Here is a 14,497-nt window from a genome sequence, read left to right as displayed (position 1 = left end):
CGCCGAGAGGAGTTTGAACAAACCATACTTGCAGTCAGTATGGTGGTCACTTGCTATCATGGGAAAGTAAACAAGCATTATTTAAAATAAGCTTTACTGTGATTATGTACTTGCGCATTTGTCAAGATTTCGTGTTTATACATCCATTGGTAATTAGCATGTTGCAGGCTGGGCAAAGACTCAATCGCTTGGTAAATCTCAATGTCAAATGCAAGAACCACATAATGGGTGGAAACCGCCTGTGGCGATTCATCAGTAAAGACAAAGTCATCGTAAAAATGCTCATACAGACCTTTCCAGCGTGCTTCTGTCATGGCAATCGATAAACCTAACTCCACTTGAGTTAATCGCAAAAAAGCATTTTCTAAACACTCATTTTTTTGAATACGCCCACCCGGCACAAACCAATGGTTTTTAGCCGGGCGATTGTTGCGCCAGCCCAAAAGAAATTGATTTTGTGGGTTTTTAACCACAAAATCAATTGAGATTAGCGGTGTGTTAGCGATGACTTGGGTGAAGTCCGCCTTAGGTAAAAACAACGTTAGCCCCTAAAATTGTCTTGGTTTTGCAAAAACCAATGATATGCATTGCGCAGGCCATCTTCTAAGCCGATAGAGTAGCTCCAACCGAGGTTGCGCAGGCGCGATACGTCCATCAGCTTGCGCGGCGTGCCATCGGGTTTACTGGTGTCCCACTTGATCTCTCCTTCAAAACCAACAACTTTAGCGACGGTTTCGGTCAGCTCTTTAATGGTGCAATCGACACCGGTACCTACGTTAATATGGCTTAGCATCGGTTGGGTTTGTTGTAGGTAGGCGTTATTTGGCAAGTTCATAACATACACGCTGGCCGCAGCCATATCATCCACGTGTAAAAATTCGCGCATGGGTGAGCCTGTGCCCCAGGCTGTTACGCTCGCATCCCCACGGGCTTTAGCCTCGTGAAAGCGCCGCAACAAGGCCGGAATGACATGACTGTTCTCGGGGTGGAAGTTATCGTTAGGACCATACAAGTTGGTCGGCATGACCGAGCGATAATCGCGCCCGTATTGGCGGTTGTAGCTTTCGCAGAGCTTAATGCCTGCGATTTTGGCAATAGCGTAGGGCTCGTTGGTCGGCTCTAGCGTACCGGTTAGCAACGCATCTTCGCGCATGGGTTGCTCGGCTAGTTTGGGGTAAATACATGACGAGCCTAAAAATAATAATTGCTGTACATCGGCCAAATGGGCCGAGTGAATAATATTCGCCTCAATCATCAGGTTTTGGTAAATAAACTCGGCCGGGTATTCGTTGTTGGCCATAATACCGCCGACTTTGGCGGCTGCTAGATAGACTTCGTCAATCTTCTCCGACGCAAAAAAGCGGGAAACGTCGCTCTGGTTGGTTAAATCGAGCTCAGATGAGGTTTGGACGACGACTTTTACGTCATCACAATCGTTAAGTCGTCTGACAACTGCTGAGCCTACCATTCCGCGGTGGCCAGCTACATACACATTACGCATAATTGCATACCCAAATTTTAATGATTTACCGCACTGATGGACGAGACAGACCCGCTTTACAAGTGGCTACTTGTTGCGTTTTCTTTCCGTAAGCAAAAACCCGCTTTGTGTCGACATCCCAAACAGCCTCAACTTCAACAAAGCCTACCTCTTGCATCATGCGCTTAAGGGCAGAGGGCGAGGGCAGAAAGTAATTCCAACCACCGCGATTTAGCTCTTCTCGGCTCGATCCATCATTGTGGTAAATATAGTTTCCTTCAAAGCGACATATAGGCTCTTCGCTATTGATGCCAGCGGACTCGACCAGTATGTCACCCTCGATATTCAGTGAGTTAAAGAGTATCCGAAAGGCCAAAACAGGGTCGGACAAGTGGTAAATAACACCAGGAAAATATACCCGATCATAACGCTGGTAATGGACGGACTCGTCTAAGTCATAGAGCGACGTCGTTTCGACCGATACGGTATCTTTTAACCCAAACGAATCTGCTAGATACTGTACGACATCGGCATACTTAACAACCTCCTCATTGGCAACAACTTGTCGCGCTTCTAGCGCGCAAAGCAACAAAGTCGTGCCGCCCGTCCAGCAACCCACATCCAGAATACGTTGACCTTTAAAGCTTTGAAGAGATACCGGAAAAAGAGACACAAACTTTTCCATCAATTGAAAATGTCTGTCTCCCATTCGCCCCTCAAACGAGAAAGAACCAAAATCGTGATTATGCCCCCAATGAAATTTTATGGATAAATCTCGTTGTCTATCTATTTCTTCAGGGCTATAACCCTCGATTTCGGGATCTATCGCTCCAAGGCGGCCTTCTAAATTCTTTTGAAACCTAGCGGCATCAAGATTCTGCAAGTTTTTAACCGTAAAACGCGAGAAAGCATCCTTTAAACACGACCTTAAGTCATCAGTAGTCATAGCCTTATCTTACTCCCTGGCAACAGGTACACTGTAACCATGATTTTTCAGTAAAGCTTGGCGCTTTGCCTCCTCTAAGTCGTGTGCGACCATCTCGGCGCACATCTCTTGAGTGGTGATTTCTGGCACCCAGCCAAGTTCGTTTTTTGCCTTGGAAGGATCGCCTAGCAAAGTTTCAACCTCCGCTGGGCGGAAATAGCGTGGGTCAACCTTTACAATCACATCCCCAGCCTGTACGTTCGGTGCATTATCACCTTCAACCGCTTTTACAATGCCCACCTCATCGACGCCTTCGCCTTCAAAGTAAAGGGTAATGCCCAGTTCAGCGGCCGACCACTCAATAAACTGCCGCACCGAGTATTGCACGCCTGTGGCGATGACGTAGTCCATAGGTTCATCCTGCTGCAGCATCATCCATTGCATACGCACGTAATCTTTAGCGTGGCCCCAATCGCGCAGCGCATCCATATTGCCCATGTACAGGCAACCCTCTAAGCCTTGCGCAATATTGGCCAAGCCGCGCGTAATTTTTCGTGTGACAAAAGTCTCCCCTCGGCGGGGTGACTCGTGGTTAAACAAAATACCGTTACAGGCATACATGCCATAAGATTCACGGTAGTTTATGGTAATCCAATAAGCGTACAGCTTGGCTGCGGCATAGGGCGAGCGTGGGTAAAAGGGCGTGGTTTCTTTTTGCGGAGTTTCCTGCACCTCACCAAAAAGCTCAGAGGTAGATGCCTGGTAAAACTTGGTCTTTTTTTCCAGTCCACAAATACGAATGGCTTCCAGTAAGCGAAGCGTACCTAATGCATCCACATCGGCGGTATATTCAGGCGATTCAAATGAGACAGCCACATGCGACTGTGCCCCCAGGTTATAAACCTCATCTGGCTGCACTTCTTGAATAATGCGAATCAGGTTGGTGGAGTCTGATAAATCCCCGTAATGCAGCACAAAATTCTGGTTGTCAACATGTGGGTCTTCATAAATATGGTCAACTCGCTGAGTATTAAACAGCGAGCCACGGCGCTTAATACCGTGAACCTGATATCCCTTTTCTAATAAAAGCTCCGCTAAATAAGAGCCGTCTTGACCGGTAATGCCGGTGATTAGTGCTTTTTTCATAGTGTACTCTTTTCAGTATTAACCAAAAATAGATGCCAATGGTATATTATTGGTCGTCGAGCGCCTCTTCATCACAGAAAACCTCCGATAAATTGTTCATTTCTTGAAGGATATTTTCAGCCTCTTCGTTATTGAAATTAGCCTTTTCAAGTAAATCTTCTCGGTTTTTAGGTGTCGTGGCCTGCTCTGCCAACGAAGTATAGTGTTGCATGAATAGCCGCATCACATGATCGACACCACTTTCATCTATTTCACGTAAATCTTCTTTAAAATAACGCCCTTTGTTGAAGTTGCCGGTGATAATTTCAAACGATGGGAAATAATGAACATTATTATAAGCGTTAGATATTTCTTCGGCCACAACGCGAAGTACTGATTTGCTAACCGTATTAGACACTAAAACATGTCTTTTTTCATACGTTGCTACCAATGGTACTGGTGAGACAGTTAATATAATTTTTGCACTAGGGTTAATGCATTTAAGTTTTTCAATAAATGATGCTAAGTCTTCTTGAACCTCTTGTTTGGAGAAGTTCCGGAAGGCATACATCTCTGAGTTCATTTCACCACCTGCAACACCCGGAGCGAGTGGTAAAATACTACCATCACTAATTGACTCCCAGCACTCAGTAAGACCTAGAGTAAATACAAATACATCTAGCTCTTCAAACATTATTTTTACTGCTTTAAGGTGCTTTTTTCGTTCCTCTTCTAGATTTTCTTTGCTGGAAAATCCGCTTGGTTCAACTTGTGGCCTAAATGGATCGACGAATACACCGTCTTCACGCATCCAATGATTGATGGTTGGTATAAAATTACCGAAGGCTCGATCAAATAGCTGTAATAACTGTCGAGCAGTGTATACGTTGCCGTAACGAGCCGAAAAATTTCCAAACCCTTTCCGACTTGAACTATCTCCTTTTGCGCCGGAAGGAGCTTGTTCTGTTATAAGGTGGCTAAAGCCATTTCTTTGTAGTCTGTTCGAAATGTGTTGAGCGAAGCACGATCCAGCAGTGGCGACTTTGTCACTGCTTTTTAGCTTTATTGAACCTTCGATAACCGGGTCTACCTCTTGAGGAGAAACTCTGCTGATAGATCGCCTCCAGAAGCAGTGATTGGGTAAACTTTTGTAAGGGTTGTGGCTTCTTTCAGCTTTATCGATGGTGGCTAATTCTTCCGTAAATATTTTTCTGTAATCATCTATACGGCCATTGCTGAGTCTGTCGGTCGTTAGTTCGTCGCAGTCATGGTTTCTATATGATTGATAAGATAGTGAAATAAATTCATTTAGGGTGACTATTTTCGGAGAAAAGCTTTTTCCGTCTTTTTTGAAAAATAGAGTAGTGGGATCAATGGCTTTGCCTGATTTTGTGTCGATTAAAGTCGGAAACGACGAATACTCCAGTAAAGGGTCACTCATGTAGTTACATACATCAATATCGTGATGGGGGATTTTTAGCTTTTTAAGTAAAGATTTAACTACAGCTTCAATTAAAATGAGTCTAGGGTGGTTTACGGTGTGCATTAGGTTATTGTTGAAGGCTAAGTTATTCACCGCATTACTTGTCAAACCAAATTGAGTCATGATGGAAAGAAATTGATCCGAGCCTGTTTTTAGAAGTTGAAAATATCCAAGTTTTTGATAAATTCTAGGGTTGAACATTGATAAGGCTTGGTTCTCTGTGAGTCCAGTAATATATGAGCACAATATGATAAAGGAATGATAAATCCCAATTCCTGAACGAATTTCACGATTTTTTCCAACATATATGCAATCCTGCATCTCTGTTGAATTTGTGATCGTTGGAAAGATGAATTTATTGATGGTTGAGTCATTCTCGAGTATTTTACTTATTTGAGCGGCCGGTGAATAAATTAAATAGTCATTTGGTTTAATATTTGATTTAAAGGTTTCTTGAATATTTTTATCTTTAAGAAAGTCATTTGTAGTAATGTAATTAATATTGGAGGTTGGGCATAGTGCTTGAAGAGCTTTTGATGCTACACCGAGCTGACAGTTGCCCACTAAAAATATATCCATGCTAACCTCGCTATATTCACTTCCATCTTTGCGATAGTAGGTGTTCTATTTGGTAGTTGGAAGGTCTGGATACCCAAGAAGTTCGATCTCTTTTTGGTATTTTTGAAGGAAATTACCAATAAAATCAGATGAAAAGAAGTCTAGATAGTAGTAAGAAGACATCTTGTTATAAAAAACTTGTTTATCCTGGTCGCTGGACTTTTCCTTTCTTGCTTTTTCTATGTATTTAGCTGCGTCAAGAATATTTTCTTCTGAAAATTTAAAAATTTCTGTAAGGGCCGAGTAGGCGGATGGCGAGTGAATACAATCTTCATAGCGAATCATCACTGAGGGGAATTTTTTTGCAGCTTTCATCCAAGATAGATTAAACTCAAGCCAGTTGCCACCCACTAGGTTCAAACTCGGAACTTGCAAGTTGTTTTTTGTGAAGTTTTTAAGGGCGCAGTCAAGGTTCTTTTTTGGGATGTTCTCTAAATCCATGTCTAGCCAGACATCAAGTGTAAGGGGTTTCTCGAACCCCATAAACTCCATGAATAGTTTACGTTGAAAACGACTATTTGTTGGCTGATTTTTGTATTGAATCCTTGTAAAGTTTATATATGATAGTAGCATGTCAAGAGGATTTCTTATGATGTGGACAAAAGCGGCCATTTCAAAAGGTATTTCGCTGTGCAATATTCTTTCGCCGTTCCATGCGCGATGCGTTTTTAGTATTGCGCATCTTTCTTCTATTATTTCTGACTTTATGGTTTTGCTCGTGGGTGGATTTCCTCCTGATTTGATTAGCTTGTATACATCAAAGTCGCCTTGCGGTACTCCGTAATGAATTCCTGCTCGCCGAATAATACCTTGAGTCCAGGTGGCACCCGACTTAGGGTATGAAGCTAGCCATACAACTTTTTTATTTTCTTGTTGGTCATTCATGTGAGGTCCCCTTTTTAATCTCAAATTAAAGCTATGTGAAAATTTTTTCTAATCCCTACTTGGGTGCTCTTAAATTATTATGATCCGGGCGTGTAACTTCAGAATAAAGTTTGGCATGTTCATGTGCGGATTTGAGGGGGTCGTTATTTTTTCTTAGTGAGGAAGTTGCTGATAGGGAACGTTTCACTTTCTCGATAGCTGACCCTTCTAGGTGCCATTCCAATCCTGTTGAGAAATCTTCAATATCTCCAGTCTTTGCAATGTAGCCGTTATTTTTGTGTTGAACCAATTCGGGAATGTTGCCAACAGGAAATGAAACCACAACGGTGCCGCAAGCCATGGCTTCACTTACGGTAAGGGGGGAGTTGTCCTCTTTTGATGGAAAAGCAAATACGTCTGCCGCAGAATAGATTAGTCTCATTTTATCGTCGTCTGAGCAGTAGCCCATTTTTACTTGGGGAAATGGAAGGTCGATTTTGTCTTCACCAAAAGTAAGAATTTCTATATTTTTAGCTTTCTTACTCTGTAGTATTTTAAGCGCTTCCGCAAGTTGCGCGCCGCCTTTTCGCTTACTCGTTAGGTTGTCTGCCCCGAATAATATATACCGCTTGTTAAGGTCTAGTCCTAGCTTAATCCTCGCCACTATTTTATTTGTCGGGAAAAAACGTGATAGAGGCACTGGGTTGGGGATCATTTTAATCGGGAATTGCTTTAATAGCGTACTCTCGGCCGCTCTATCAGCTAGCCATTGTGAGGGGCATATAATTGTAAGATTGTTAAGTTTCTCGTAAGCCCGCTTCTTGGTTTCCCATGTTTTATTTACAATCTCTTTGTTGGGGCCTACAAGGTCACAGTTGCTACAGTCTTTCTTATAACCTTCGCAGCCCTCAGAGTAGTGGCAGCCTCCAGTAAAGGCCGCCATATCCGCGAGAGTCCATACTATTGGTTTGTTGGCTATTAAATCGAAGTTTTCATAGTCGAGAATGCCGCTCATCCAATGGAAGTGAAGTACATCCGCCCGGTTAATTTCTAGGCTTATGTCTGCCATTCGAAGCACACTTTGGTGGCTGGAAAACATTTCTTCGGCATTGAATCCAGGTGTGTTCTTTCGAATAACAAAGCAGTTATTCGACACTAACTCGATAGGCTGAATCTCTCGGCCATTATCTCTGCTTCGAGTTAATTTGTTAAACGTTACCGAAGAGTTGCTGGCAAACAGTGCGTTTAGACCCACATCAATGCCGATGGTTGATAAAGCCTCTATTCTCCTCTGTGATCCTATCCCTGCACCCCCACCGGCATTGGTGGTAAATGTTTCTATTCGTAAGTAGTCTTTTTTAAAACTGTCTGTGTTGTGATTGTCTAAAAAGCCATCATCAAATCTCCACCTTCCTCTAGCAAAGGCGAGAAGAGCGGCGTGAAACTTATGATACATACGATTTCTGCGAAGTATTCCCTCAACGTCTGACTGCTTTAGCTCTGCAAGGTTGCACAAAATATCTATGTCACTGTCATTAACATAAGGGAACTGCTCCTTAAGGATTCGCATTCTTTCCTTAAATAGAGCCGACATGTCTGTACTGGATACGCCCGTATTTCTGAAACCCATTAGTGGCTTGTCCAATGTGTAATGCTTTATGCCTGCCTCATGCAATTTAATAATAAAATGAAAGTCAGCTATCACTCGATAGCTTTCATCATAGGGACCAAATTTGTTATATACCCAGGCAGGTACAAGCATGGTCTCATGTCTTAACGGGTTGCGAATATGAGTTGTTTTGTCGAGAGGGATAGGTTGAGTTGTGAACTGGTGGCTCTCGTTACCATCCACATAATCGGCAAGAGCTGATACAATATCTACCTGCTTTTCTTTCTGCGTGTCAATCAGCGTCTGTACACAATTTTCTGTGTACCAGTCATCGGAGTTGAGCAGTAGGATATAGTCCCCGTTCGCTAGCGAGAGCCCTTTGTTCATCGCGCAATAAAGGCCGGAGTCTGGTTCTGAAACGAAGTAATCAATTCTTTTTTTAAATTTTTTTATGATTTTTAGTGTTCCATCTTTAGACCATCCGTCGACGACAATGTATTCAATGTTATTATAGGCTTGCGATAGCACTGAATTTATGCATTTTTCTATAGTAGAAGCTGAATTCATGCATACGGTTATAATTGATACCAAAGGGTTTTGTTTGTCACTTTTCTTAAAAGAGCCCTCGGTTCGTAACCCACCGTCGGCAAAATATTTAGATTTTCTATTTATAGTTAGGCAAGTTCCACAAATCTTATGATTAATGATGGCGAGGTCGTCATTAGATATAGCTGTTTGAAGTTTGCTCAATTTCTCTTCCTCTGGGGGGGGGGCGGCTGCCTTCGATTTCAAGGAGATAGCTGATTTTTTAATATAGTTCGTTTAAGTTGCAATATAATATCTTCACCACTTTGGTTTTGGTACTTTCCGTGTAAAATTACCGTGCTACTATTCTGCTTCAAGTGGTTTTTAATTTGTATTTTTGCGCGCTCTATATCACTATGGCCGCTGACGTTTAGAATGTAGCTTGATATGTCAATGCAGCCTCTCCTGTATTTATATGCAGATCTGTTTGCCCACAGCCTTTTCAAAAAAACGTTTGACTTTGAGGATCTAGATGTATGATAGGACCATTCTATGGCTACGTCATAGGCGAGGTCTGGGTTCAGCTTGATTGATTCGGTTAGCATTTCTTCCCAAAACTCTAAAAAATTGGGAAAATTTTTATTTCCTAGATTGTATAGAGCGTTACCATTGATGTGGTTTTTTATAGGACCTATTGTCTCTGCTATTACTGGCCGTGACCCGGCTATATACACATTGTTACCAAACCACTGGGTTCGCTGATTTAGTTCAAAGACCCAGTTTTGTAGAATTGGGTGGGCATCTGTTTCTAATAATAGAAGGCCTGATGTGCAGGGTTGTATTGAGAAAATTTTGCGTAATGTCCTGAAGAACTGAATATTGGGGCCTGATTTTTTTCCATAGGGGTAACGATTAGTATTAAACCCTTCTATAGATTTGTCTTTTTCATAAAAAGACTGTGAAGCTTCGATTTCACAGTCTATAAACTGTAGGGGGCAGTCTCTAACTTGGCTGGCCTCATGAATCTTTAATAGTTCACTTTTCTCACTATCTTGCCATTGGTCGTCTATTGATAAATAGATGCACACGTTCATCCCTGGAGTTGGACAATCTTTTATCCATTCCTGGAGTGAGCTCATCTCTTGGCGGATGACAGGTATAGCAATAGCATTTAATAGCATTTTTATGTGCCTGGCCCTTCATTTTCGAGAAACCAGTCCCAGGTTATTTTTAGAGCATCGTTTAATTTGACTGATGGTGAAAAACCTAAAACTTCCTTTGCCTTTGTGTAGTCGGCAAAGTTGCGTTCGACTTCGCCTTTACGTTTATTTTCAAATTTAATTTCATGCTCTGGCTTCCCGGCAATTTTGCAGATTGTTCGGGCTAATTGCTCTACTGATACTTCTTCTCCTGAGGCTAAATGAAAGACATTAAATCCAGGCTTGTTTTTCTGTAGTGCCAATAGAATGCCTTTGCATAAGTCACTCACGAATAAAAAATCCCTTGTGGCTTTTCCGTCGCCAAAAATAGTAAGGGGCGCGTTGTTCATTAAGGCCCGAATGAATACGGTTATTGCTCCTTTTTTGTGCGCGCTAATTGGGCCAATTACATTTGCGAAGCGAAGTGCTGTAATGTTCATACCGTACGCAGCGGAAAAAGCTGAACAATAACCTTCTCCTGCCATTTTGCTTGCTCCGTATGGCGAAATAGGTTTGGGTAGGGAGAGTTCATTTACGGGGGGGGTTGCGTTCCCCATAATTGCTCCGCCAGTAGAAGCAAAAACAAATCTTTTTATTCGTGCTCGTCGAGCCGCGTTTAACACGTTAAAGGTGCCTTCTGCGTTACTGGCAAAGTTTTCCTCAGGGTTGGCCACTGATTCAACAACAGAACCTAAAGCCGCTAAGTGGATTATTGCATCCACCCCTTTTGCTGCATTATAGACAGCGTCTTCATCTGCAATATCTGCCTCAATTATTTTAAACTTCTCTCTTTCTGGAAGATAGGAAACATCGCCTTTTGAAAAGTTGTCAAAAATCGTAACATCACATCCGTGTTGAATTAGCATAGGGGCAAGGTTGGAGCCGATAAAGCCACAGCCGCCAGTTAGTAGTATCTTTGTCAAAATGCCTCTCCCTAAATCAATGTTTTATATGTTTGCCAATTAATTAAATTAAAGGAAACAAATGCAATAATCTTTAGAATAATGTTTTGTTCTTGTACTTAATCACTTGTTCCATAGTGAGGCTGCGGGAATCTTGCTTTTGTCGCAGCGGCTTGCGAATTTCTTGGCGATTTCTTGTACCTCTTCGATCAGTCCGTCTGAAAGGGTTATAGGGGTTAAGCCAAGGCCTAGGAAGCGATCATTGGCTACATGTAAGTCGTTTTCTTCCGCTTCTTTGCGTGGGTTTTTTACATAGGCAATTTCGGCGCCCATTAAATCCTTGAGCTTTTGGGCAAGATCGCGTAACCGGTGAGTCTCTGTCATCTGGTTTAGAATGTTGACTCTTTCACCTTTTTTTGGTGGGTTAGTTAGTGCCAATTCGATACAGTGGCAGGTGTCCTGGATATGAATAAACGCTCGTGTTTGTCCGCCGGTTCCGTGCACTGTTAATGGGTAGTCGATGGCCGCTTGCATCACAAATCGGTTGAGAACGGTTCCATAATCTCCGTCATAATCAAAACGGTTAATTAGTCGCTCGTCTTTACGAGTTTCTTCTGTCTGAGTCCCCCAAACAATACCTTGATGAAGATCGGTGATTCTGACCTCATCATTTTTGTTGTAAAAATGAAAGAAGATTTGATCCTGGCTCTTGGTCATGTGGTAGATTGAGCCAGGATTTGTTGGATACAATATTTCTTGCTCGTCTTCGCCGGCGGGTGTTTCAACCTTAACTTTTAAATACCCTTCGGGTATTTTCATTCCAGCAGTGCCATAGCCGTATACGCCCATAGTCCCTAAGTGGATTAGGTGAATGTCTAATTCTGACTCCACAATTGCGGCTAGTACATCGTTAGTTGCATTCAGGTTATTTGTTACAGTGTACCGCTTATGTGAGCTCGACTTCATTGAATAAGGAGCGGCACGCTGTTCCGCAAAGTGAATAACTGCATCCGGTTTGTATTCTTTTAGTAGCGTGAGTAACCGGTGGTAGTTTTCACCAATGGTAAAGTCGTAAAACGGGATGTCTTTTCCGGTAACTTCTTTCCAAGCCACAAGGCGTTCTCCAATAGGGCGTATTGGCGTTAAGCTTTCCACTTCTAGTTCGATGTCGATTTTTCTTCTTGATAGGTTGTCCACAATTGCTACATCATGGCCTTTATTTGAAAGATGTAATGCAGTGGGCCAACCGCAGAAGCCGTCACCACCTAAAACTAATACTTTCATTGTGAGGTCCTTGTTTAAAATTTCATTTATTAAAATGCTTGTTAGTGTGTTTATAACCGTTTTAGCTTTCGGCTGAAAGCTGCCTCTCTCCGTCAAGGGATTATGTAAATCCGAGTTTGGCTAAAGTCTTAAGGTTTTGTGATTTTTCGATTTCAACCGTTAGCTCGTCGCTCGGTGTTTTTCTTGGGCGTTTATAAATATCACTCCCGCTTCGACCACTGCCCCCGCTGACTTTAAAAATATCTATATGCTCTAAATCATCCGATACCTGATCTAGGTTAAGCATTTCGGCCATTGCTCTTAATACAGAGCCGGGCTTCTCAACAAAATCCTCGTATTTGAGGATCTTACCTTCATGAAATGGCTTAAGGAATTTCAGTAACCGCCCACAGTATTCATCAAAACTGCTAGGCGCAAAGTGTATCCAGCCATTCTCCTTTAATGAGATAAATGAGTCGATAGGGTTTCGTATGGTGACCAGCTGCTTGATGTTGAAGTGAGGCTCTAGCAGTCGTGTTAATGTATCGACTTGAGGCGTTGGCTTGTCGGTACAGTAATCGGCGTGTGTGTGCGCTCTTAACACCAAGTAACCGCCAAGCTCCCGTATGTGTTTTTCGGTTTCTATGATGTTGTTTACAAATAGTTTTTCGGCGAGTGCATCAACATTAGGCACTCGCCCGTATATGGCTTGTGTGGTGATGTCTCTTGGGGTGTAGGCGGCTTTGTTTATATTCATGCCTAATCGCGTTGTCGGGTGTAATTCACTTAATAGGAACACATTAGGTTGTGCGGCAAGGCACTTGGAAATCAGAGTGCCGCCGCTGCAGGCAAAGTGATGAAGAATCCGTAGCGTGGGCTTGGAGTTTGCCTTATCGGCATTGACTACAAGGGCGCAGCGCTCTAGCAAGCTTCGGGCGTTGCCTAAGCCTCCCGTGTCGACCTGGGTGCTACTGGCATTGCCCTGATTCGCACTATAGTCGTCAATAAGACTAAGGGCTTGTTGTAGCTCTTGCTGTAGTGTTTTTAGGCCGGTAGGGGTTGTCATAATGCGGCGCAACCTTTGTTACAGTTTTTCGAGCACTTCGGGGTGCTCTTGCTCAAGCTTGTGATAAAAGTGCGATGCAGCTTGTAGTTTGGCGTGCAGCTCTTTGATGAGGTCTTTAAGCTCTTGCTCGCTTTTGGTTTTTTCGGCATAGCGCTCGCGCAGGTCAGATGCGTCTGCCTCTACTTTGGCCAGTAATTTGGTGCTGAGTTGTGCGGAGCGTTGTTGCTCTTTGAGCTCGGCTTGGGCTTGCTGTAGCTTTTCTTTTGTTTGTACCTCTTGTCTTTTTTGATTTTCCAGTTCGTTGTAGGTGTTTTCGAGCTCCTTCTGAATTGCATCATTTATCGCTTTCTGCTCGCTGCATTGCGAGGTCAGTTCGTCCTTTTGGCTCTCGAGCGTAATCACATCCTGCCGTGCTTGTTGTAGTTTTTCTTTTGTTTGTAAATCCTGTTTTTTTTGATTTTCGAGCTCGTTGCGCATGCAGTCGCGCTCGTTCTGGGAGGCATCGTTTATTGCTTTTAATTCACTGTATTGCGCTGTCAGCTCGCTGTTTTGGCTCTCAAGGGCAATCACATCTTGCCGTGCTTGCTGTAGTTTTTCTTGGGTGTGTAATTCCCGCCTTTTTTGGTTTTCCAGCTCGCAGCGTAGGTTTTCCTGTTCGTTCTGAATCGTCTCATTTACTGCTGTAAGCTTATTGCATTGCGAGGTTAGTGCGTCGTTTTGGCTCTCGAGCTCTGCATTTAGCTTCCATATTTCAGTGAGCTGCCGTTTAGTGAGTTGCCGTTCGAGCGCTCGTCCGTACAATGCCCTGCCAAGCAGTGGGTTGTTTGTCTCCTCCAGAGTCAGTCGTGTAAAGCCTTGGGGTAGCAAAAGTTCATCGCATTCTTCAAGGGTCGCGCCAGTCTGACCAGAGGCGATACCGTTATTAATGGCAACGCGCAGCTCAATCATGTCTAACGTGTTTAGGGCACCGTTTAGTCCTTGTAGTAGGCGTACGGCGGGCAGGCAGTCGATGGTTAGCCAATTGTAGTGTTCTTGGCTTTCACCTGTTTGCTCTAGCAGGTGGCTTAATGATACCGCCGGGTGCTCGGCGCGTTTATGTTCATTAAGGTTAGGCCACAGTGCGCTTAGGGCGTCGGCCGGGAGTAGTCCGCTCTCTTCTTCGCGGGATAACTGGTGCCAAGTGGCTCTCCCGTAGGTGTTGTTGACTAAGGCGTGAACGGCTTGCCAGTTTCTGTGGGGGGCGGTGGCGTGCGCGAGCATTTGGTAGCTGTGCTGCTCTGCCTCTACCGCCAGCAGTCGGGGCACTTTGGCAAAACGTGTTTCGCGCAGCACGTCTCCGCGGCCTGCGCCAATGTAAAGCCAGCCTGTTACCGGGGCGAGGTTCTGTAGGAGCTCTTGCCACTGCGCAATGGTTTGTGCGTTTTCCATGGATGGTTAC

General features: G+C 43.6%; 12 protein-coding genes. All 12 read right to left on the bottom strand.

Annotated features, from left to right (window positions below):
- Nucleotides 1-77: 77 nt before the first annotated feature.
- The 12 genes from AACY82_RS07780 to AACY82_RS07725 all read right to left on the bottom strand — a co-directional run bounded on the left by AACY82_RS07780 (nucleotide 78) and on the right by AACY82_RS07725 (nucleotide 14,487).
- Nucleotides 78-539, bottom strand: coding sequence for a GDP-mannose mannosyl hydrolase (locus tag AACY82_RS07780; protein ID WP_339616223.1), 462 nt, complete (start codon nucleotides 537-539; stop codon nucleotides 78-80).
- A gap of 2 nt (nucleotides 540-541) precedes the next feature.
- A complete protein-coding gene (locus AACY82_RS07775) occupies nucleotides 542-1,501 on the bottom strand; it encodes a GDP-L-fucose synthase (protein WP_339616222.1) in 960 nt (319 codons plus the stop codon).
- Nucleotides 1,502-1,526: 25 nt separating this feature from the next.
- Nucleotides 1,527-2,426 (bottom strand): DUF1698 domain-containing protein, encoded by a 900-nt coding sequence (locus AACY82_RS07770; protein ID WP_339616221.1) that lies wholly within the window; start codon nucleotides 2,424-2,426, stop codon nucleotides 1,527-1,529.
- Nucleotides 2,427-2,435: 9 nt separating this feature from the next.
- Entirely contained in the window at nucleotides 2,436-3,551 is a 1,116-nt protein-coding gene (gene gmd / locus AACY82_RS07765; RefSeq protein WP_339616220.1) for a GDP-mannose 4,6-dehydratase, read from the bottom strand.
- A 46-nt stretch (nucleotides 3,552-3,597) separates the two neighbouring features.
- Complete coding sequence (locus AACY82_RS07760) at nucleotides 3,598-5,592, bottom strand: GSCFA domain-containing protein (protein ID WP_339616219.1); 1,995 nt, start codon at nucleotides 5,590-5,592, stop codon at nucleotides 3,598-3,600.
- Between the two features lie 45 nt (nucleotides 5,593-5,637).
- A complete protein-coding gene (locus AACY82_RS07755) occupies nucleotides 5,638-6,516 on the bottom strand; it encodes a sulfotransferase domain-containing protein (protein ID WP_339616218.1) in 879 nt (292 codons plus the stop codon).
- Nucleotides 6,517-6,571: 55 nt separating this feature from the next.
- Nucleotides 6,572-8,854 carry a glycosyltransferase gene (locus AACY82_RS07750; protein ID WP_339616217.1) on the bottom strand — a complete coding sequence of 761 codons (2,283 nt, stop codon included), beginning with the start codon at nucleotides 8,852-8,854 and terminating at the stop codon, nucleotides 6,572-6,574.
- Between the two features lie 38 nt (nucleotides 8,855-8,892).
- Nucleotides 8,893-9,810 (bottom strand): hypothetical protein, encoded by a 918-nt coding sequence (locus tag AACY82_RS07745; protein WP_339616216.1) that lies wholly within the window; start codon nucleotides 9,808-9,810, stop codon nucleotides 8,893-8,895.
- Between the two features lie 2 nt (nucleotides 9,811-9,812).
- Complete coding sequence (locus tag AACY82_RS07740; protein ID WP_339616215.1) at nucleotides 9,813-10,751, bottom strand: NAD-dependent epimerase/dehydratase family protein; 939 nt, start codon at nucleotides 10,749-10,751, stop codon at nucleotides 9,813-9,815.
- Nucleotides 10,752-10,853: 102 nt separating this feature from the next.
- Nucleotides 10,854-12,014 carry an NAD-dependent epimerase/dehydratase family protein gene (locus AACY82_RS07735; RefSeq protein ID WP_339616214.1) on the bottom strand — a complete coding sequence of 387 codons (1,161 nt, stop codon included), beginning with the start codon at nucleotides 12,012-12,014 and terminating at the stop codon, nucleotides 10,854-10,856.
- A 100-nt stretch (nucleotides 12,015-12,114) separates the two neighbouring features.
- The gene (locus tag AACY82_RS07730; protein ID WP_339616213.1) at nucleotides 12,115-13,059 is read right to left on the bottom strand and encodes a hypothetical protein; all 945 of its coding nucleotides are present in this window, start codon (nucleotides 13,057-13,059) and stop codon (nucleotides 12,115-12,117) included.
- A gap of 18 nt (nucleotides 13,060-13,077) precedes the next feature.
- A complete protein-coding gene (locus AACY82_RS07725; RefSeq protein ID WP_339616212.1) occupies nucleotides 13,078-14,487 on the bottom strand; it encodes a hypothetical protein in 1,410 nt (469 codons plus the stop codon).
- Nucleotides 14,488-14,497: the final 10 nt, after the last annotated feature.

The sequence above is a fragment of the uncultured Gilvimarinus sp. genome (genome assembly GCF_963972205.1).
Classification (GTDB): Bacteria; Pseudomonadota; Gammaproteobacteria; order Pseudomonadales; family Cellvibrionaceae; genus Gilvimarinus; species Gilvimarinus japonicus.
The sequence above is the reverse complement of the archived record's forward strand: the minus strand, read 5'-3'. Positions and strand labels throughout refer to the sequence as shown.

What these genes read in the sequence shown, in the direction of transcription:
- AACY82_RS07775 (WP_339616222.1), bottom strand. Translation starts at nt 1,501, where the DNA reads ATGCGTAATGTGTATGTAGCTGGCCACCGCGGAATGGTAGGCTCAGCA.
- AACY82_RS07770 (WP_339616221.1), bottom strand. Translation starts at nt 2,426, where the DNA reads ATGACTACTGATGACTTAAGGTCGTGTTTAAAGGATGCTTTCTCGCGT.
- gmd (WP_339616220.1), bottom strand. Translation starts at nt 3,551, where the DNA reads ATGAAAAAAGCACTAATCACCGGCATTACCGGTCAAGACGGCTCTTAT.
- AACY82_RS07760 (WP_339616219.1), bottom strand. Translation starts at nt 5,592, where the DNA reads ATGGATATATTTTTAGTGGGCAACTGTCAGCTCGGTGTAGCATCAAAA.
- AACY82_RS07755 (WP_339616218.1), bottom strand. Translation starts at nt 6,516, where the DNA reads ATGAATGACCAACAAGAAAATAAAAAAGTTGTATGGCTAGCTTCATAC.
- AACY82_RS07745 (WP_339616216.1), bottom strand. Translation starts at nt 9,810, where the DNA reads ATGCTATTAAATGCTATTGCTATACCTGTCATCCGCCAAGAGATGAGC.
- AACY82_RS07735 (WP_339616214.1), bottom strand. Translation starts at nt 12,014, where the DNA reads ATGAAAGTATTAGTTTTAGGTGGTGACGGCTTCTGCGGTTGGCCCACT.
- AACY82_RS07730 (WP_339616213.1), bottom strand. Translation starts at nt 13,059, where the DNA reads ATGACAACCCCTACCGGCCTAAAAACACTACAGCAAGAGCTACAACAA.
- AACY82_RS07725 (WP_339616212.1), bottom strand. Translation starts at nt 14,487, where the DNA reads ATGGAAAACGCACAAACCATTGCGCAGTGGCAAGAGCTCCTACAGAAC.